This window comes from Apolloniradiicaulis salifontis (assembly GCF_053756655.1).
This window is the reverse complement of sequence record NZ_CM132387.1, coordinates 951071-968991: the sequence shown is the minus strand read 5'-3', so window position 1 is coordinate 968991 and position 17921 is coordinate 951071. Positions and strand designations below refer to the sequence as shown.

The window sequence follows — 17921 nt, the reverse complement described above, 5'->3', positions numbered from 1 at the left end:
GCTGCTTCCTTAGCGCCAAGGCACTCCATGCTTTTCATAACCGGACTTGAAAACGACGATCATGTCGCGCGCACCTGCGAAGAACTCGCCGGACGCTCTGACGATTTCCTCGTCCGTGATTATACGAAGGGCGCTGCGCTTTCGATAGACGTCGGGGCGTCCGGAACAGCTGCCGTCCGCTTCGAGGGGCGGACTTTCAGCCCGGATGATGTGATCTGGAACCGGGCGAAATTTTTTCCCGGCACGCCGTTGTACTTTCAGGACACTCAGGGCAAGGAAAACGAATTCGACCGCCATCGCCGACACTCAGTGCGTGAAATGGAATGGAAGTCGGCGTTTCTCCTACTTGGAGCCCTTTATCCGGAGCAATTCATCAACAGTCCGGTTGCCAAGTGGCGCATGTCAAAACCGCATCAGCAGGTCGTGGCCGCCGGCCTTGGATTCGCGACGCCGGCCTCGCTCGTGACGTCTTCACGGTCAGAAGCAATCACCTTCGCTGAGCGTCAGGGATCAATGATAGTCAAATCACTTGCAGGCCAGCGCGTCAGATTTAAGGAACAGTCTGGCGTGGAGGATAAGGTCATCATGACCATGAGCTGTGAGCCCGCCGAAGTGCGCGACGCGGCCGACACCGACATCGCGGCTGCACCGCACTTCTTTCAAAAGCGCATCATCAAAGACCACGAAGTGAGGGTCTTTGCTCATCGCGGCGCATGTTTCGCGTTCCAGATCAACTCCCAAAGCTACCCTTACACCCAGGTCGATTGGCGTTACGGATCTGGATATCTCGACTTCCAGCCTTGCGATACGCCGCCTGCGATCATGGAGCGGATAGACCGCTTTCTGGAGGCGTTCGGCCTGTTTTACGGAAGCTTCGACTTCATAGTCGACCCGCAGGGCGCCTGGTGGTTTATAGAATGCAACGAAGACGGCCAATGGGGTTGGCTGGACGAGAAGGTTGATGGTGCTATGACTCGATCATTCGCGCAGGCGGTGTATGATCGATTTATTAATAGCACAAAGGTTGATCTGTGATGATTTCTGGTCTCATCGCCGCGTCGCTCCTTTCCGTTTTCGCTTCGCAGGCCGCCAACGGTTTGGCGCCGATTGCCGAGTGCCAAAGCCGTTTGACCGATTGCGCCGCTGGCGAATGCCAAGCTCAAGAGATTGAAGCAGAATGCGATTTCACCTCATTGAGCCAAACCGATGTCGCCATTGTACGCGCTGAGGTTCGAAACGCCGCGGCGCGCCTGGTCGAGGACCCAGCGGGCCGCCGCGCCTGCAGGGCTTTCTTCAGTGCCGCGTTCGAGAACGCTGCGAACCGCGTGCAGTCGGAGGGGCTTATGCTGAGCTATGGGGTGGAAGACCCGTTGGTTTCCCTTGACGGCGTGGCGAGGGAGCTTGTTTTACGCGCGGAGTTGGAGGTGCGTCTGACAGAAGCCGCGTTTACGGCCATGAACGAAGAGCGCCGGGCATGCCCGCTGTCACCCCCGCTCGCCGTCACCTACATGCGCGCACAGAACCTCGCCTTCGCCGAACGCAATAACCTTTTGGCGCGCGCTGAATTCGATCCCGCTTTCGCGGGCCTACGCGTGCCGGTTTTTCTTATCTATCTGCACGCGGACCTCTGGCAGCAACGCCAAGGCGCGGCCCTGGAGGTGTTCCAACGCCTCTCCGCCAACGGCCTTTACGGCGAGGCCGCGACGGAAAATCTCTCCCAAAGGGTTGCGGCCCAGCAGCCGCTTTATCGCCCGGAAGACCTTGAGGGAGGCTGGACGCCTTCTCCTGCGCCGAACTGACTCGCTCTTGCCGTCAGCAAAGGCCTCACACGAAGCCAGCCTCGGAGACCGCCGCCGGCCCGATACGCCTTAGAACAGTCCGAGCGTCGAACCGCCGCCGCCGTTGAGGCGCTCCAAGCCAGCGGAATAGTTCGCCAGCTGGGCCTGCAGATAGGCCGGCACGGTTCCACCGCGCTTGCCGGCCTTCGGGCCCGCCAAAAGATCTTTCAGCGCGGGATCGGTGGTCAATTCCCTGTGGGCGCGCTGGACCTTGGAGACGGCGTTGGACAGCGCCTCCATGGCCGCCAGCGCCCCGTCCCGGTCGGCGATGGAGAGGACTTTGGGAATCTCCAGCGCGAAGACTTTGGGGGCGTCGGACGTGGTGTCTTCATTGCGGCGCAGGAGCGACGCCTTGCCGCGCAATCCCCCTTCGGGCAGGCCGAGACCGGAGAGCGCGTCCTGGCCCTCCTTGCCGGCCGACAGCGTGACGGTGACGCCTTCCTTGGGGGTGATGCGCAGCATGTCGCCCTTGGCGGACCGGCGCACGTCGGCGGTGGCGTCCAGCACCAGCGCCGCGTTCAGCTTGAAGGTCAGGGACCGCATGGTCTCGTCGGAGTCGATGGTGATCTTGCGTTTGCGCCCGCCATCCACCGAGACATAGAAGTGATCGCCCTCGCGCACGCTGGAGCGCGCGGTGATCACCCGGCTGTCGGCGTAGGCGACCGAACCGGACGGCAGGCCCAGACGGTCCAGCACGCCGTCGCCGGCGGGATCCACCATGATGCCGGAGGCCTCTGAAAGTCCGCCCCGGCCTGACACCTGCTGGGTCCACTGCACGGCGCCCGTGGCGGCGTCGAACCCGGCGGCGAAGGCGTTGCGCGCGCCCACTTGCGTGGCGCCGGGAACCGCGCCGGAGGTCTTGCCGGCTATATAGACGCCGGTGCCGAAAACGGTGACGGAGCTGGCCGAATCATCCTCGGCCGAGCCCAGAAAGCTGGTGTAATCGACGCTCGCCGTGCCGCCGCCTTCGCTGATGCGCACCAGCATGGCGTCGCGCCCGCCCTGATTGGCGTTGACCTGACTGCCGGTCTGGAAATTGGCGCCGGCCGCGCCGGACAAATAAATCGCACCGTCATCGCCAACCGCGATCCCGCCGATTCGCCCGCCGTCCAGATCGCCCAGATCGAGCCTCCAGGCCGCGGCGCCGGTTCCATCATCGCCGGCGGCGTACTTGGTCAGAACCGCGCGCCCGTCCACTTCCGCGGCGACGATCAGGCCCCCGTCGGAAGCAAGCGCGCTCGCCTTGATGCGTTCGGCCCCGGCGCCGGTCTCGACACCGCGCGTGTAGAGCGTGGCGCCGTCCGCGCCGAGGGCGCGGACATAGGCGTCCGACCCGCCGCCGTTGGAGACCCCGCCAAAGGGTGATCTGGTTTCGCCGCCGATATAGACCGTGCCGTCTGCGCCCAGGCTGACCGTGTTCGCCTTGTCGTCGGCGCTCCCGCCAAAGCGGCGCGCCCATTGCTCCACACCGTCACCGGAGAATTTCACCACCAGCGAATCCAGGCCGCCAAGCTGTGTCGTCTCACCCAGGGCGCCCTTGACCGAGCCTGCGACCACGACATTGCCGCTGGAGTCCACCGCGATCGATGCGCCGGAGGCTTCGCCGGCGGCGCCCAGGGTGCGGGTCCAGACCCTCTTGCCGGTGGTGTCGTAGCGCATGAGGACAAGGTCGCCCTCACCCTTGATCTGCTGGCCGTCAACGCTGCTGGTCGCCTGGCCGACCACATAGATCTCGCCGCCGGGACCGCGCGTGGTGGCCAGGATCTCCATGGGGTTGGTGGTCTGGCTGGTGGAGGTTTCGCCGTCTTCACCAGTGGATTCAGTCACCGTGGGATCAGCCTCGATCCGCTTTGCGAAATCAAGCGCGCCGCCGCTCGCCAGATTGACGAATTTGGACAGTTGTCCGGCCGCCGTATCGCCGGTTCCGCTGATCCCGGCGGTGTAAACCGCCGGCGCACCGGCGGCCTCGCTGAAGCTGATTTTTTCGGTGAGGATGCCCTCGATCTTGAAGCCCCAGTTGTTTCCCGGAACGATGCCATTCTCGTCCGGCTCACCAAGCCGCACGCGTGACAGGCGCGTCAGCATGCCGGCCGTTTCAAGCTCGGTGTTCACTGCCGTGACGAAATCATCGAGCGTTCGGTCGGCGTCGGCGCCCAGAGAGATGTTCACCGGCGTATCAACGCCGTTCTTGCGCACGGTGATGGTGAAATCCATGGCTGGGGCGAGCGCGTCCACGGGCGCGTCGAAGGCTCCGCTGTGGACCATCCCGCCGAAGTATTCCGAGCGACCGCGCGAGATCGCCAGCGTGCTTTCGGCCTTGGACAGGTCTTCGCCCCTCAGGACCGAGACGCCCTCAAGTCCGAGGCCGTCGAAATAGGCGCTCATCTGATCAAGGCCCTCGCCGAAGCGCCGTTGCCAGAATGCGCGATCGGTTTCGCTGGCGGTCTTTTCACCAGCCGCCGAGGCGAGCGATTGCAGGCGGCGCAGGCCCTGGTGAAGGGCGAAGAGCTTCTTCTCGTCCTCGCTCACCTCCTGGTCGGCGAAGCGGCCAAAACTCTGATCGAAGAAATTTCCGTCGGCGAGGACCGAGCGCCGCAGCGTATCCAACGCCACGATCTCGCCGCGCGGGTCCCACGGCGCCAGGACGCCTGAGTCGCGCGATGTGGTCTGACCGTTCTGGGTCTGGGGCGCAGGGGTGCGAGGACTGCTCAGAGCCAGGCTCTGGGCGGCTTGCGCGTTGTAATACGCGCCGAGCAAACTCGCCGAGAACACCATGGCGTCCTCAATCCTCCAGACCGGCGCACACACTGCGCCACCAGTGATACTGCGCCAGGACCCGCTAAGAAACCGTTAGGATTTAAGCTGAATGAGCCGTTACGCCGCGCGCAGAAAGCTCACCGGCCGGGTCTGTGCCGCGCCGCGATCGCTGGCGCTGAGCCGGCCCTGATCCACCAGATCGGTGTTCAGCGCGGTGATGTCGGGACGGCGAAGGCACAGCCCCGCGATCTCGGCTGCGCCCGCGCTGCATGCGGCGGGGCCCAGCGCGGCGTGAACGGCGCGGGCGAAGGCGAAATCGGCCTCGTCCTCGAGCCGCCAGCGCAGGTGCTCCATGCCGCCGCCCGGTCCGCGCAGATTGGCGAGCCTGGCGCCGTCGAACGCGTCCAGAAACCGGGCGCAGGTTGCATCCACGGTGATCGCCGCGAGCATGGCGGCGTTCACCGCCTCACAATCAAGCCCGTCGGGAAACAGGGCCGGCGCGGCGTTGGTGGCGATGTCGGCTGCGGCTTCGGATAAAAGCGCCAGCACGCCGCCGGCGATGACAGGATCAAAAAACGGCTGAACGCCGGGCACGTGAAGCACACGGTCGGCGCCCGCCTCGCGCGCGGCCTTGGCCACACCCCAGAGCGGAGCCTCGAGCCTGGCGCGGGTGACGAAGGCCCCGGCGTCCTGCGCAGCTTCGGCCAGCGATTCTTCCGCCTCGCCATGGGGAATGACGACGGCCACAAGCTCGGCGCCCGGCGTCGCACGGGCGCGCTCGATCGCGATCTCGATGGCGTAGCGATTGGAAAGAAGACCCAGCGCAACGCCGGCCGCGCCGGCGGCGCCTGAAGCAGCGGTGATCACGACAGCGGTGGCCACGGGCGGTCTCTCCTGCCTCATCGCACTTGGTGCACACCATGGCGCCCCCGCGCCTAACGGCCCGTTAACCCGGCGCGTAGAAAGGTTAACGGTAAACGAATCGGCCGCCGTACGGGCGGCCCGGCAGCGGGGCTCTCCATGACCAGCACGGCGCACGATCTCGACCGGATGTTTCTTAACCGCGACTTCTCCGAGCCGCGCATCAATCTGGACGGAAAGACGGTGCTGATCACTGGCGGAACTGGCAGTTTCGGCACGCTCTTCGTGGAGACGGTGCTCAAGGAATACAAGCCGCGCAAGCTCATCATCTTCTCTCGCGACGAGCTGAAGCAGTACGAGATGGCCCAGCGTTTCAGCCCGGCCGAGCATCCGTGCCTGCGATATTTCATCGGCGACGTGCGCGACGAGGACCGCCTCGACATGGCCATGCGCGGGGTGGACGTGGTGGTCCACGCCGCCGCGCTGAAGCATGTGCCGATCGCCGAATACAATCCGTTTGAATGCATCAAGACCAACGTCATGGGCGCGCAGAACGTGGTCACCGCCGCGATCAAGCGCGGAGTTCGCCATGTCTGTGCCCTGTCCACCGACAAGGCGGCCAGCCCGCTCAATCTCTATGGCGCGTCGAAGCTGGCGTCTGACAAGATCTTCACCGCCGCTCAAGCCATGGGCGGGGCGGACGGGCCGGTGTTCTCGGTGGTGCGCTATGGCAATGTCGTCGGCTCGCGCGGCTCAGTCGTGCCGTTCTTCAGAAAACTCGTAGACGACGGCGCCGACCACCTGCCCATCACCGATGCGCGCATGACCCGCTTCTGGATCACGCTGAGCCAGGGGGTGAACTTCGTCCTTTCGGCGCTGGAAATGGCCAAGGGCGGCGAGATCTTCGTCCCGAAAATCCCGTCCATGTCGACGGTGGATCTGGCCAGGACCATCGCCCCTCACCTGCCCCATAAGATCGTCGGCATCCGTCCCGGAGAAAAGCTCCACGAGGTTATGGTGCCCGAGGACGACGCCCGCTCCACCGTGGAGCTGGACGACCGCTACGTGATCCTGCCGTCCTTTGAGACCAAGGTGCGCGAGGCGTGGCTGGCGTCCGGCGCGAAGCCGGCGCTCGACGGCTTCGCCTACGCCTCCAACACAAACCCCGAGCGCCTGGACGCGCGCGCCCTGCAATCGCTGCTGGAAGCCCGGCTGACGGCATGAGGGCCGGGCTGGACACCGGCCGTTTCGCCAGCGAGGGCTTTGCGGTCATTGGCGGGCCGAAGATCGCGGCGGCGAAGGCCGAGGCGACCGCAGCCCTGACCGACATGGCCGCCTTTATCTCGCGGCGGGTGCTGGGAGAGGCGCGCGGCGAGACGCTTGGCGATCTGCTCGCCCACATGCACGCCGCCGAGACCGACCGGGCCGCCACGCGCGCCTGCTATGAGGTCTTCCCCACCCTTCCCGAGGTGATCGCCCTGATCAATGCGCGCGCTTTCAAGGAAGCGGCGCGCGCCGCCGGTCTGGCGCGCCCGTGCGCCGGCACCAATCCGCTGATCCGGCTTGATCGGCCCCGTGACACAAAGTTCTCGACCCCCGCCCATCAGGACTGGTGGTATTCCATGCTGTCCGACCGCGCCGTCGTGATCTGGACCGGCCTCGGTCCGGTGGACCCGGATATGGGGCCGGTGGAGGTGATCCCGGGATCGCACCAGAACGGCGTCGCAGCGTTCCGACCCTATGAGGCCGGCCATGAGTGGTTTGAATGCGCCACGCCGCCGCCGGACAGCGCCTTTGTCGCAACGGCGCCCGGGCCGGATGAGGCGGTGATGTTCGATCAGCGCCTGATCCATCGCAGCGGAGCGAACCGGTCGACGCGCATCCGCGTCTCGGTCCAGCTTAGATACAATGATCTCGAGACGGCGGCGGCCATGACCTCCACCTTCACGCCGTCGCTCTCGCGCTGGGTGCTCGAGCGTCAGAAGGCGGCGCTGGAAACCGGGGCCGCGTCATGAGAGCCGAACGCGCCCTGAAAACCGCCCATTGGCGGGCGACCAACTGCGATCTCTGCGGCGAACCCCGGCTGGAGATCCTTGGCGAGCGCAGCCATCTGGTGCGCGGCCGGACAAGTAATTTCCATATGGCGTTCAAGGACGCCGCCTGCCCGTCCTGCGGCTTTGTCTGCGCCGCCGAACGCCCCGACGAGGCGTTCTTGATGGCCTATTACCGCGACGCCCATATCGGCCATCGGGGCGGCGAGCTGCATTTCGACGCGCAGGCGCGCACCGCCATGGTGGTGCGCCACGTGCCCGCAGGCGGGCGGGTGATCGAGATCGGCGCCAATGACGGCGCCTTCACAAAGCTTTTGTGCGAAGCCGGGTTCGACGCTTTCGGCTTTGACCCGGTGGAGGCTGACGAGGCCGCTGGCGTGGCGAAAGGCTATGTGGCCGACGGAAGCGGCGCACCGGCGCCGGGAGAAGCCGACGCGGTGGCGGCCTATTACGTGGTCGAGCACGTCACCGATCCACGCGCCTGGCTGGCCGAGTTGGTGCGCCTGGTGAAACCGGGCGGCGTGGTGATCCTGGAAGCCCCCAATTACGAGACGCACCCTGAAGACTCCCTCAATGTGGAGCATTTACTGCATTTCACGCCGGAAAGCCTGACCCGGCTTGCGCGTCTGAGCGGTCTTGAGCCGATCGAGACCGGCGCCGGAACCGTCGCCTACGGCCAGAGCCTTGTGGCGCGCAAGGGCGGCGCAGCCGAGGCGCAGACGCCGACCTCTTCCCCCCCGCCGGACAGGGCCGAAGGCGCCGCATTGCTGGCGCGCGCCCGCGCGGCCTATGACACCGCCCGCGACGCCCGTGAGGCCCGCGCAGACGCGGCGCGCCGCGCGGCGAACCTGGCGCTGGAGAGCGCCGGGGAGGACGCCGCTGCGGTGTTTTTGTGGGGCGCGAACGAATACGCCGAGCGCGCGGCGCCGATGCTGGCGCAGCACTTTGCAAGGGTGCAGGTGCTCGACAAATCACCGAGCAAGGTGGGCGGGGCGTTCCCGGGGCTCACCGAACCGGTCGCCCATCCGGACGCTGTCGCCGGCGTGGACGGCGCAGTGTTTCTGGTCTGCTCGCCCAACTGGAACGCCCAGATCGCCGCGGAGATCAGGGCGCGCCCCCTTCCGGCGCGCGCTGTCATCGATGCGGTGAAGGGTGAGCGGCTTTAGCTAGCTTTCTCCATCAGAAAGAACGTGCCGTCGTCCGACTTCGCGATCGGGTCGCGATGATAGAAAAAGCCGTAATCGACCAGCTTCAGATCAGCGTAGCGGTCCAGCATCTCGCCGGCGAAATCGCGCTTGAACAGGCGGGCGCTGTGGCCGCGATAGGTCACCTCCACCGGGGTCGGGTTGTAATACTCGAACAACAGGATGTGCCGGCGGCTGGTGCGGTGTAAGAGCTCGTAGATCTCTGGCAAAACCTCAGGATTCATGTGGATCAGCACGCCGCAGATCATCGACAGATCATAGGTCTTGTCGCTCTCATAACCGAGCGCTGAAGCGGTCTCCACCTCGGCTACGCCGAGCTTCCTCGCGGCTTCAGCGGAGGTCTCATTGATCTCGATGGCGCTGAGCCTGGTGGCTGGCGAAACCCGTTTCATGGCCACCAGGTTCAGCCCGATATTGCAGCCGATTTCGAACGCGCTTTCCACCGGCGCGGCCGCTTTGAGCATGCGCGCCATGCAGGCGGTGCGCGCGGCGACAAGATCGTCAGAGAGCGCGCAACGCTCGCGGTAGGCGTCGCCGAATTCACCGGCCCAGAAGGCCTCCTGCTCGGTGCGATAGCTCATGAAAACTCTCCTGAAACGGCGGCGAGGCCGGCCTTGATGATCTCGGCGAAGCGCCAGTCTTCCTCGGTGTCGATATCCACGCCTTTCCAGCGCGGTAGTAAAAACGGCCGGAACGCCAGCGCCTGCGTTCCGTCAGTGTCGGCCCGCAGGGTCTCGGCGGAAAAGATCGCAAAGGCTCCAGCGTCGCGGTAGGCGCTGGACAGATCCTGGCTGCGGTTTGCGAACCGATCGGACGAGACGGGATGCAAGATACCGCCCTCCTCCACCATGAGCCGCTCCGGCGTGCCGGCGTCCACCACCGACAGAAGCGGGTTTTGGGGCGCGGCGGCGAAGGCTTTGAGGGCGACACGAAGATCGTCCGCCTCGATCAGCACCGCCGTGGCGTAGACCAGCGCCACCGTATCGAACATCCGCCCGCGCGCAGCGTATTCAGCCAGCACCGCCTTCACCACGTCCCGGATCGGCGTGTGATCATCACCCAGCGACGCGGGGCGGGCGAAGTCCGGCGGCGCGCCGTACTTGGCGGCCACCGCCGCGATCTCGTCATCCTCGGTGGAGACATGAACCGTGTCGAAGGCTTCGCTTTGAAGCGCGGCGGTCAGCGCATGAACGAGCATGGGCTCGCCTGCGAAATCGCGGACATTCTTGCGCAGGATGCGTTTTGATCCGCCTCGCGCCGGGATCACGCAGAGCACGCTCACGCTTTCAGATCCTCGCCGACGCCCGAGCGCAGGATCTCAAGGCTCTCCGGCAGCGCGTTCATCACCAGATCGAGCGTGCTCATATAGGGCTCGAACTCACCATGAAGCTGCGGCCAGACCGGATGTTCATACGTGAAGTAAAATAATTCCACCCCCGCCTCAGCCAGCGCCGGATCATCCTCCAGATAGTCCTTCGAGCCCGGCGGGGAGAGATAGCGCGCCGCCCCGTGCGCGCTGCACAGATCGGCCAAACGCTGAGCCTTTACTGAGGTGACCGGGGTGGCAGAGCTGGTCACCAGATCCGCGTTCAGCCCCATCAGCCCGGCTAGCGCCTCGATCAGGGCGATATTGAGCGCGCACAGGCCCTTATCCGCTTGCTCGAAGGCCGGCGCGATGCGCTCCATCACGGGCGCGTAGTGGGGCGCTTTCTTGTAGGCGTGATCAATCGTCTTCAGGGCGGTCGCCGCAAAATCGGAGTCAGGATTGAGCCGGGCCTGGGCGATGGTCTGATCACGCAATCCCTTGGTGAGCACGGGCGCGGTGAGCCAGAGCGGGCCGCCGGCTGTCTTGATGCGGTTTCGCTGCTGCCAGGAACGCTTGTCGAACTGCACGTCGTCCAGCAGCACGAAGCGGTCCACCCGGTCCATGAGCGCGAAATACCCGGCCCACGGCAGAAAGGTCGGCTGCATGATCGCCAGCGTCTCGACGCGGGCGACCGATGCGGGAGACGCGTTCGCGCTCACCGCTCCACCGCCGCGCACACGCCGGCGCGCCCGTAATCATTACCGTTGTAGAACACGACCCGCCTGCCCTTGTGGGGCAGCACGATGAAGTATTCCAGCATGTCTGAGTCCGGCCCGCCTGGCGTCGGCTCCAGGCCCGGCCCCTCGGGATCACGCGTCCAGGTGAGGCCGTCTTTGGAGTAGGCGATCTGCGCCCGGTACGCATTTCCTTTGGATGCGAACCACATCAGCCAGCGCGCGCCGTCGTGGTAGACGAAGGGCCGCGCCAGGGCGTTTTCACCGGGTGCGAAATCGATGGCGACGCGCCCGTCCCGGTCCCAGTTGCGCCCGTCTTTCGAGATTGCGATCTGGATGTTGTAGCGCGGCAGGTCAGGGTTCACCCATCCTGTCCCAGCCACGTAATACATGCGCCACGAGTCGCCGTCGCGAACCACCCACGGCGCGGTGTTGATATATGGATTGACGTGACAACGCTCCAGAATCGGCGCGCGGTTCAGCCGGGTGAACGGCCCCGCATCGCCCTGTCGTGACGCCAGCCCGCCATAAAGGTCCATGCGCGTCGTGCCGCCGGGTTTGAAGCCGATGTAATAGAGCAGCGTTTCGCCGCCATGCTTGACGAGGCAGCTTGGGAGCACGCCGTTATCGTCAAACGCGCCCAGCGGTCCCGGCGCCAGCAGCGGCTCGGTTGAGCGCTCGATGATGCGATCGGGCTCGTCCAGATCGATGAGCGCCCACCCCACATGGGACTGGTTCTGGTCGTTCCGGCCCGCTTGCCAGATCCGCCAGAGCGAGCCCTCCACATGTTCAGGCGTCGGCAACATGGCGTGGGTGCGGCTCCACCATAGCGAGGCGTCCGGCTTGATCACGAGGCCGAGCTTGTCCCAGCCCATCAGTCCAGCCCGAAATAGCGATTGCGGATTTTCATCGCCTTGGCGTCGTCGCCGTCCAGCAGGGTGGAGGGCGCGCCCAGCGCCACGCCGCCATCGCCCATATCCTTGACGATGCTGGCGCCCATGGCGATGAAGCAGTCATCACCGATGGTCAAAAAATCGCGCAGCGTGGCGTTGACGCCAAAGAAGCAGCGCTGGCCGATCGTGCAATGGCCGGACACCACCACATGGCTGGCGAAATAGGTGTGGTCGCCGATCACCGAGCCATGGCCGATATGATTGCCCGACCAGAGCATCACATTATTGCCGATGCGGCAGGTGGGCTGGATCACCTGGTCTTCCAGGATGAAGCAGTTATCGCCGTGAACCAGATCCGGCCAGACGCTGGCCTTCGAACAGATATAGCTCGCCATCGTGTAGCCGGCCGCCTTCACCTGTTCGTATTTCGCCTGCCGCAACCGGTTGAGCTTTTGATAGGACAGCGCCACGTGGACATCCGCCTCGCTGGGCGCAAAATCCTTCAGGGTCTGCGACCAGCCGAGCAGCGGCTTACCCTCAAAGCGCTCTTCGCCGGCGTATTCATCATCGACGGTGAACGCCGCGACCGTTCGGCCAGCATCGTTTTCAAAGTAATATTTGGCCAGGCTTGCGATCTCACCGGAGCCGAAAATGACCAGGGGCCTGCTCACGCCTCGCCTCCGATCATGGCCTCGGTGAGCGCTTCATGCTCGTCGATGTCCACTGCGGCGCGCTTGCCGAAGATCGCCTCGAACCGGCGCGCCGGCAGGCCCTGGCGCGCACGAATGGCGCGCAGATTGTCAGGCCCCAGAACCTCGCCGGCCTTGATGGCGCGGGTAGAATGAAAGCAGCGCTTGTAGATCGGCGATTTGGTCTCGGCCTCTTTCATTCCAAACTCGGGCCGGCCGAGGCATTCATGGGCTTCACGCACGGATCTGCACAAAATCGCCAGCTCGTCCGGCTCGATGGCGAAGCTGGAATCCGGCCCGCCGTCGGAGCGGTCCAGGATGAAGTGCTTTTCAATGATCGCCGCGCCCAGCGCCGCCGCCGTGATCGGCGCGGTCACGCCCAGCGTATGGTCGGAGAAACCCGCCACGACGCCGAACCGCTCTGCAATCGCCGGGATGGTGGAAAGGTTCGCCGCGCTCAGCGGCGCGGGATAGGCGCTGACGCAATGCAGAAGCGCAAAATCCGGCGCGCCGATCCCGGCCAGAAACGCCACCGTCGCCTCGATCTCCTCCAGCGTGGCGGTGCCGGTGGAGAGGATAAGCGGCTTGCCGGTGGCGGCGGCCTTCTTCACCAGCGGCCAGTCGGTCAACTCGTTGCTGGCGATTTTGTAGGCCGGCGCGCCCCAGGCTTCCAGCCGGTCAACCGCATCGTCATCGAAGGGCGAGGAGAAGACGGTGATCCCGATCTCGCGTCCGCGTTCGAACAGGCTGGGAAACCAGTCATAGGGGGTGGCGGCTTCCTGGTAGAGCTTGTGCAGATTCCAGCCCGCCCAGGTCCCGGTGGTGATCTGGAAATCCGGCTTGTCGCTGGGCAGGGTCAGGCTGTCGGCGGTGTAGGTCTGGAACTTCACCGCATCGGCGCCGGCGGCCTTGGCCGCGTCGATCATGGCCAGCGCCTTGCCCAGATCCTTGTTGTGATTGCCGGACACCTCGGCGATCACATAGGGCGGCTCGCCCGGTCCGATGCGCCGGCCGTTGATGGTGAGATGCTTTGGGTGAGGCGCGCCGCTCGCGTCCATGGAAGGTCCGCCAATTTGCCTTGTCAGCTTAGCTTATCGCGCGATTCGCAGGAGAATCGTTAAACGCCTGCGCGGGCCGGCGCTCTATGATCGCCCCGTCACCGCCCGCGTCATAGCCCAGTCATCGCTCCGCCAGGGCGTAGAAGAAGTCCAGCGACGCAGCCGGGTGATGCTCGGTGCTGCGCCCGGTCAAGACCCGGCGAAATACGCCCGAGCAAAGGGATTTCAGGTCCGCTTCGTCGTCGGGGTAGGCCATGACCTGGCCTTTGCGAAAATCGTCAAAGCCGAGCCTGTACTGATTGGGGCCGAGGCGCTGGGCGCTCTCGCGGATGAAATGCTGCGGGCCGCCGGTGACGATGAAGGCGCGCCCGCCCGGCTTCAGGACGCGGGCGTATTCGGCGAGCCCGGCCTTCAGTCCGCCAGTGTCGTCCTGATAGTGGAGTACGTTGACCGACAAAAGCAGATCAAAAAAGCCGTCCTCGAACGGCAGCGCCGTGTTGGTTCCGGTTCGGATCTCGGCGGCGATGGACTGCTCGGCGCAGGCGGTGCGCGCCAGGGCGACCATCTCGGCGTTGATCTCCACCCCGAAACAATCACAGCCCCGGTCCGCGAACGGCGCCAGATTGGCGCCGTGCAGCACCCCCACGTCGAGCACGCGCGCGCCCGCTCCCACGATCACCGGCCAGCCGGTATAGCGCTCGCTTAACAGCACGTGGAGCATGAGCTCGGCGGGAAAGCTGCGCGCTTTCGCCGGCCGGGCGCCGGCCACCACGCTGGTGGTCCAGGCGTCGATCTTGTCACTCATGGGGTCAGCTCCAGAAGGCCGAGGATCAGGCTGGCCATCCGCGCGGCCCCCCGCCCGTCGACGCGGGCGCGCCCTGCCGCGCCGGTGCGCGCCACGGCCTGCAGACCCGGGCGTTCAAGCGTCTCCAGTCCAAGGCCCAGGATCAGGCCCTCGGACATGAAATGTTCGCCGGTGGCGCGCTCGGCCTCGGTCTGGGGCAGCACATGGACGGCTTTACCCAGCGCCATGCACTCCAGCGCGGTGGTGCCGGCATTGGTCACCGCAAAGCTGCATCCGGCCATGAGCACGGGCAGGTCCGGCGGGCTGACGCGCACATCGACGCCGGCGGGCGCATCGGCGAGCCGGCTCGCCAAGGGTCCGCGCACCAGAATCACGCGTTCTCCCGCCGCCGCAAGCTTCACAGCCGCTTCGACGCCCAGATCGCCCACATCAGAGCCCCCGACGCAGATCAGGACGTAACCCCCATCATGCGGCGCCTGCTCAAGGATTTCGCGGCGGATCAGGGCGTAGGCGAGGCCGTATTCGCAGCGCGCCGCCGCCATGGGGATGGGCCTCGGATCGGTGCGGATCGCCAGATCAGCCTGCGCCTCGCCCCCATGGTCAAGCACGGCGACGCGCCGCCCGGCTGCCGTAGCGCCGCGGATGGCGGCGTCGTCGGCATAGGGCAGATCAAGGACAAGAATATCGGCCCCGCTGGAGGCCGGTGCGCGCGCCGCATCCGCCGCCTCCAGCTCACCGGCCAGCGCGTCACGCGCCGCGTCGGAACGCGGGTCAAACCGCACGATGGCGCCGAACTCGCGCAAAGCCGCCGCAAGGGTTTGCGAGCGCGAGAGATGACCGAAGCCAAGCCCCGCCCCGCCATCCACAGCGATCTCCACCAAAGGCGCGCTCATAGCTTCAGGGCGAACGCCAGCGCATCGGCGACGCGGCCCACATCGGACTCGCTCATGTCGGGATAAAGCGGCAAGGAGAGCGTCTTGTCATAATAGGTCCGCGCGCCCGGCAGATCCGCATCGCCATACAGCGCGCGGTAATAGGGCTGGGTGTGGACCGGAATATAATGCACCTGACTGCCTACGCCGCGCTCTTTCAGGCGCGCCATCACACCCTCGCGCGTGCATCTGGCGGCGGCGAAATCGACGCGCACATTCATCAGATGCCGGCAGGGATCGACGCCTCTTTGAAAGGCCGGCGTCCACACAAGGGGCGCAAACTCTGTAAGAGCGGTCTCATAGGCGGCGCACAGCGCCCGGCGCCTGGCCGCGAATTGCGGAAGGCGGGCGAGCTGGGACCTCGCCAGAGCGGCGAGGATGTCCGGCATGCGGTAATTCCAGCCAAGTTCGCTCTGTTCATACCACCAGGGCGCTTTGGCCATGTCGGCATGTTCAAAGCGCGTGGAATCGCGCTCCACGCCGTGGGATCGCCGGCGCGCCATCAGTGCGGCGAGCGCGCTGTCGCGCGTGGTGACCATGCCCCCCTCTCCGCTGGCCAGGGTCTTGACCGGATGGAAGGAAAACGTCGCCGCATCCGAGCGCGTGCACGCGCCAGCGGGATCACCGGACGCATCCACCGAGCCGATGGCGTGGCAGCTGTCTTCAACGATTTTCAGCCCAGCCTCGCGCGCCGCCGGCGCGATCGCCGCCATGTCGCACATGGCGCCGCCCAGATGTACCGGGAGCACCGCTTTGGCGCGTCCCCCGGCCCGCGCGAGCGCCTCGGCGAGGGTCTCAAGGGTGAGAAGGCCGGTCTCCGGATCCACATCGGCGAACACCACGTCCGCGCCGCAATAGCGCGCGGCGTTGGCGGTGGCGAGAAACGTGATCGTCGGCACGATGCAGACATCGCCCGGCCCCACGCCCAGCCCCTCCAGCGCCAGATGCAGCGCCGCGGTCGCGCTGTTGCACGCCACGCCATGGGGCGCGTTCACAGCGGCGGCGAAGTCGGTCTCGAAGGCGGGGATTTCCGGGCCGGTGGTGAGATAGTCGCTCTGCAGAACACGCGCGACGGCGGCCAGATCACTTTCGTCGATGGACTGGCGCCCATAGGGCAGGAAAGACTCGCTCATGAACGGCGTCCCACTGGATTGAGAGGCCAGCATGGGGTGAGTCTGTTAACGGGAGGATTCGCCCGCTGTCCCTCTGGTGCAGCATCGCTCGCGGGCGCACCGCGCCAGGCTAAAGGCTCAGCACCCGGCTGAAACGATCGCCGCGCCGCTCGATCTCCACTGGCCAGCGTGATGCGCCGTCGGCGTCTTCCAGCACGCGTTCGGCGTCATCGATCGTAGCGATGGGTTCCTCGTCTAGCGAAACCAGCAGATCGCCGGCCTGAAAGCCGAAATAGTCGGCTGCGCTGCGCCGGGCGACGTCGATGACCACCACGCCGCGTTTGAAGGGATCAATGCCGTTCTCGTCATTGAACGCGGGCGAAAGCTGCACCAGCTCGGCGCCGGCAAGCGGATTGCGGCCGTTCACGGTCAGGCGGCGTCCCTCAGCGTCGCCCGGCGCCGGTCGTGCTTCAACCGTAAGCTCCATGGGCTCACCATCGCGCAGAAGGCTGACCTGCGCGCTTTGCCCGATGCGACGTGTGGCGAAGCGGAAGCGCACGCCGGCCTCGTTATTGACCTCGACCCCGTCCACCGCGACCAGTACGTCGCCGCGCTCAAGGCCCGCCTCTTCGGCGGCGCCGCCCGCCCAGAGTTCGGAGACGATGGCGCCGCGCGGGCGATCAAGCCCGATGGAGCCGGCGAGATCCGCCGTCACCGGCTGCAGCCGCGCGCCGAGCCAGGGCCGCACGATGGCGCCGTCGGCAAGCGCCGCGTCCACCACGGTGCGCACCATCTCAACCGGCACTGCAAACCCGATCCCGTTGGAGCCGCCGGAGCGCGAGAAGATCGCGGTGTTCACGCCGATCAGCTCGCCGTTCATATCCACCAGCGCGCCGCCGGAATTTCCCGGGTTCACCGCGGCGTCGGTCTGAATGAAGAACGCGTAGTCGGTTATGCCCACATCGGTGCGCGCCAGCGCCGAGACGATGCCGGACGTCACCGTCTGGCCCACGCCGAACGGATTGCCGATGGCCAGCACCAGGTCGCCGACCTGCGCGTCGCCCGCTTCGTCATAGGGCAGGACCGGCAGATCCTCGCCGGCGTTGATCTTCAGGATCGCAAGATCGGTGCGCTCGTCGGCGAGCAGAAGCTCGGCCTCGTACTCGCGCCGGTCGGAGAGCACGACCCGCAAATCCTGCGCCCCCTCCACCACGTGATTATTCGTCACGATGACGCCGGAGGCGTCCACGATGACGCCCGAGCCCAGCGAATTGACCTCGCGCTGGCGCACCTGAGGCCCGAAAAACCGCTCGAAGAACGGATCGCCGGCGAACGGCGAGCGCTGATTGATCACCCGGCGCGAATAGACATTGACCACCGCCGGAGCGGCCTGGCGCACCACCGGCGCGAAGGAGAGCTGAACCTGGGTCTGGCTTTGCGGGGTTTCGCGCCCGGCTGGCCCGGCCGCTTGCGGAGCGGGCTCGGACGGGCTGGCCGGCTCGGGGCGCTCCTGGGCGCAGGCCGGCGTCATGAGCGACAGGCCGGCGGCGGCGGCGAGAATGACAGATCGGATCATGAGGACGCCTCGCGGGAAATAAACAAACGCTTCGCCCATTTAAGAAAGCCCAGCCCGTGTGAACAGCCCCTGAAGCCTTAAGCTTCTTTCACCTGGCGCGTGTG

17 protein-coding genes are annotated in these 17921 nt (G+C 65.8%); 5 read left to right on the top strand and 12 right to left on the bottom strand.

Annotated features, from left to right (window positions below; all coding sequences use genetic code 11):
- Window positions 1–27 precede the first annotated feature (27 nt).
- Complete coding sequence (locus tag ACWCOP_RS04690) at window positions 28–1035, top strand: MvdC/MvdD family ATP grasp protein (RefSeq protein ID WP_478250062.1); 1008 nt, start codon at window positions 28–30, stop codon at window positions 1033–1035.
- Window positions 1035–1799 carry a hypothetical protein gene (locus ACWCOP_RS04685; protein ID WP_478250061.1) on the top strand — a complete coding sequence of 255 codons (765 nt, stop codon included), beginning with the start codon at window positions 1035–1037 and terminating at the stop codon, window positions 1797–1799. Before ACWCOP_RS04690 ends, ACWCOP_RS04685 begins: the two co-directional genes overlap by 1 nt.
- A 69-nt stretch (window positions 1800–1868) precedes the next feature.
- Here ACWCOP_RS04685 and ACWCOP_RS04680 read toward each other — a convergent pair whose 3' ends face one another.
- Window positions 1869–4613, bottom strand: coding sequence for an NHL repeat-containing protein (locus ACWCOP_RS04680; RefSeq protein ID WP_478250060.1), 2745 nt, complete (start codon window positions 4611–4613; stop codon window positions 1869–1871).
- Between the two features lie 99 nt (window positions 4614–4712).
- On the bottom strand, window positions 4713–5477 hold the full coding sequence (locus ACWCOP_RS04675) for a glycosyltransferase family protein (protein WP_478250059.1): 765 nt from the start codon (window positions 5475–5477) through the stop codon (window positions 4713–4715).
- Between the two features lie 138 nt (window positions 5478–5615).
- On the opposite strand from ACWCOP_RS04675, the gene pseB reads away from it, so the two are divergent.
- From pseB to ACWCOP_RS04660, 3 genes are read left to right on the top strand one after another with little or no spacing between them, the layout of a single operon-like run.
- Window positions 5616–6680 carry a UDP-N-acetylglucosamine 4,6-dehydratase (inverting) gene (gene pseB / locus ACWCOP_RS04670; protein ID WP_478250058.1) on the top strand — a complete coding sequence of 355 codons (1065 nt, stop codon included), beginning with the start codon at window positions 5616–5618 and terminating at the stop codon, window positions 6678–6680.
- On the top strand, window positions 6677–7471 hold the full coding sequence (locus ACWCOP_RS04665) for a phytanoyl-CoA dioxygenase family protein (protein ID WP_478250057.1): 795 nt from the start codon (window positions 6677–6679) through the stop codon (window positions 7469–7471). The genes pseB and ACWCOP_RS04665 overlap by 4 nt, the downstream gene beginning before the upstream one ends.
- Window positions 7468–8673 (top strand): class I SAM-dependent methyltransferase, encoded by a 1206-nt coding sequence (locus tag ACWCOP_RS04660; protein ID WP_478250056.1) that lies wholly within the window; start codon window positions 7468–7470, stop codon window positions 8671–8673. Before ACWCOP_RS04665 ends, ACWCOP_RS04660 begins: the two co-directional genes overlap by 4 nt.
- Here the strand turns inward: ACWCOP_RS04660 and ACWCOP_RS04655 are convergent.
- The 10 genes from ACWCOP_RS04655 to ACWCOP_RS04610 form a co-directional block, all read right to left on the bottom strand.
- On the bottom strand, window positions 8670–9293 hold the full coding sequence (locus ACWCOP_RS04655; protein ID WP_478250055.1) for a pseudaminic acid biosynthesis-associated methylase: 624 nt from the start codon (window positions 9291–9293) through the stop codon (window positions 8670–8672). The genes ACWCOP_RS04660 and ACWCOP_RS04655 overlap by 4 nt on opposite strands.
- Window positions 9290–9994, bottom strand: a complete 705-nt coding sequence (locus ACWCOP_RS04650; protein ID WP_478250054.1) for an acylneuraminate cytidylyltransferase family protein — start codon at window positions 9992–9994, stop codon at window positions 9290–9292. Before ACWCOP_RS04650 ends, ACWCOP_RS04655 begins: the two co-directional genes overlap by 4 nt.
- Window positions 9991–10737: a WbqC family protein gene (locus ACWCOP_RS04645; RefSeq protein ID WP_478250053.1), complete on the bottom strand. Its 747-nt coding sequence runs from the start codon at window positions 10735–10737 to the stop codon at window positions 9991–9993. The genes ACWCOP_RS04650 and ACWCOP_RS04645 overlap by 4 nt, the downstream gene beginning before the upstream one ends.
- Window positions 10734–11627 carry a glycoside hydrolase family protein gene (locus ACWCOP_RS04640; protein ID WP_478250052.1) on the bottom strand — a complete coding sequence of 298 codons (894 nt, stop codon included), beginning with the start codon at window positions 11625–11627 and terminating at the stop codon, window positions 10734–10736. Before ACWCOP_RS04640 ends, ACWCOP_RS04645 begins: the two co-directional genes overlap by 4 nt.
- Window positions 11627–12316 carry an acetyltransferase gene (locus ACWCOP_RS04635; protein WP_478250051.1) on the bottom strand — a complete coding sequence of 230 codons (690 nt, stop codon included), beginning with the start codon at window positions 12314–12316 and terminating at the stop codon, window positions 11627–11629. The genes ACWCOP_RS04640 and ACWCOP_RS04635 overlap by 1 nt, the downstream gene beginning before the upstream one ends.
- Window positions 12313–13392: a pseudaminic acid synthase gene (pseI, locus tag ACWCOP_RS04630; RefSeq protein WP_478250050.1), complete on the bottom strand. Its 1080-nt coding sequence runs from the start codon at window positions 13390–13392 to the stop codon at window positions 12313–12315. Before pseI ends, ACWCOP_RS04635 begins: the two co-directional genes overlap by 4 nt.
- Before the next feature lie 121 nt (window positions 13393–13513).
- The gene (locus ACWCOP_RS04625; protein ID WP_478250049.1) at window positions 13514–14197 is read right to left on the bottom strand and encodes a class I SAM-dependent methyltransferase; all 684 of its coding nucleotides are present in this window, start codon (window positions 14195–14197) and stop codon (window positions 13514–13516) included.
- Window positions 14194–15090: a hypothetical protein gene (locus tag ACWCOP_RS04620; RefSeq protein ID WP_478250048.1), complete on the bottom strand. Its 897-nt coding sequence runs from the start codon at window positions 15088–15090 to the stop codon at window positions 14194–14196. Before ACWCOP_RS04620 ends, ACWCOP_RS04625 begins: the two co-directional genes overlap by 4 nt.
- A complete protein-coding gene (gene pseC, locus ACWCOP_RS04615; protein ID WP_478250047.1) occupies window positions 15087–16262 on the bottom strand; it encodes a UDP-4-amino-4,6-dideoxy-N-acetyl-beta-L-altrosamine transaminase in 1176 nt (391 codons plus the stop codon). The genes ACWCOP_RS04620 and pseC overlap by 4 nt, the downstream gene beginning before the upstream one ends.
- Window positions 16263–16371: 109 nt before the next feature.
- A complete protein-coding gene (locus ACWCOP_RS04610) occupies window positions 16372–17817 on the bottom strand; it encodes a DegQ family serine endoprotease (protein WP_478250046.1) in 1446 nt (481 codons plus the stop codon).
- Between the last annotated feature and the right edge of the window lie 104 nt (window positions 17818–17921).

What these genes read in the sequence shown, in the direction of transcription:
- ACWCOP_RS04690 (WP_478250062.1), top strand. Translation starts at nt 28, where the DNA reads ATGCTTTTCATAACCGGACTTGAAAACGACGATCATGTCGCGCGCACC.
- ACWCOP_RS04685 (WP_478250061.1), top strand. Translation starts at nt 1,035, where the DNA reads ATGATTTCTGGTCTCATCGCCGCGTCGCTCCTTTCCGTTTTCGCTTCG.
- ACWCOP_RS04680 (WP_478250060.1), bottom strand. Translation starts at nt 4,613, where the DNA reads ATGGTGTTCTCGGCGAGTTTGCTCGGCGCGTATTACAACGCGCAAGCC.
- pseB (WP_478250058.1), top strand. Translation starts at nt 5,616, where the DNA reads ATGACCAGCACGGCGCACGATCTCGACCGGATGTTTCTTAACCGCGAC.
- ACWCOP_RS04665 (WP_478250057.1), top strand. Translation starts at nt 6,677, where the DNA reads ATGAGGGCCGGGCTGGACACCGGCCGTTTCGCCAGCGAGGGCTTTGCG.
- ACWCOP_RS04660 (WP_478250056.1), top strand. Translation starts at nt 7,468, where the DNA reads ATGAGAGCCGAACGCGCCCTGAAAACCGCCCATTGGCGGGCGACCAAC.
- ACWCOP_RS04655 (WP_478250055.1), bottom strand. Translation starts at nt 9,293, where the DNA reads ATGAGCTATCGCACCGAGCAGGAGGCCTTCTGGGCCGGTGAATTCGGC.
- ACWCOP_RS04640 (WP_478250052.1), bottom strand. Translation starts at nt 11,627, where the DNA reads ATGGGCTGGGACAAGCTCGGCCTCGTGATCAAGCCGGACGCCTCGCTA.
- pseI (WP_478250050.1), bottom strand. Translation starts at nt 13,392, where the DNA reads ATGGACGCGAGCGGCGCGCCTCACCCAAAGCATCTCACCATCAACGGC.
- ACWCOP_RS04625 (WP_478250049.1), bottom strand. Translation starts at nt 14,197, where the DNA reads ATGAGTGACAAGATCGACGCCTGGACCACCAGCGTGGTGGCCGGCGCC.
- ACWCOP_RS04620 (WP_478250048.1), bottom strand. Translation starts at nt 15,090, where the DNA reads ATGAGCGCGCCTTTGGTGGAGATCGCTGTGGATGGCGGGGCGGGGCTT.
- pseC (WP_478250047.1), bottom strand. Translation starts at nt 16,262, where the DNA reads ATGAGCGAGTCTTTCCTGCCCTATGGGCGCCAGTCCATCGACGAAAGT.
- ACWCOP_RS04610 (WP_478250046.1), bottom strand. Translation starts at nt 17,817, where the DNA reads ATGATCCGATCTGTCATTCTCGCCGCCGCCGCCGGCCTGTCGCTCATG.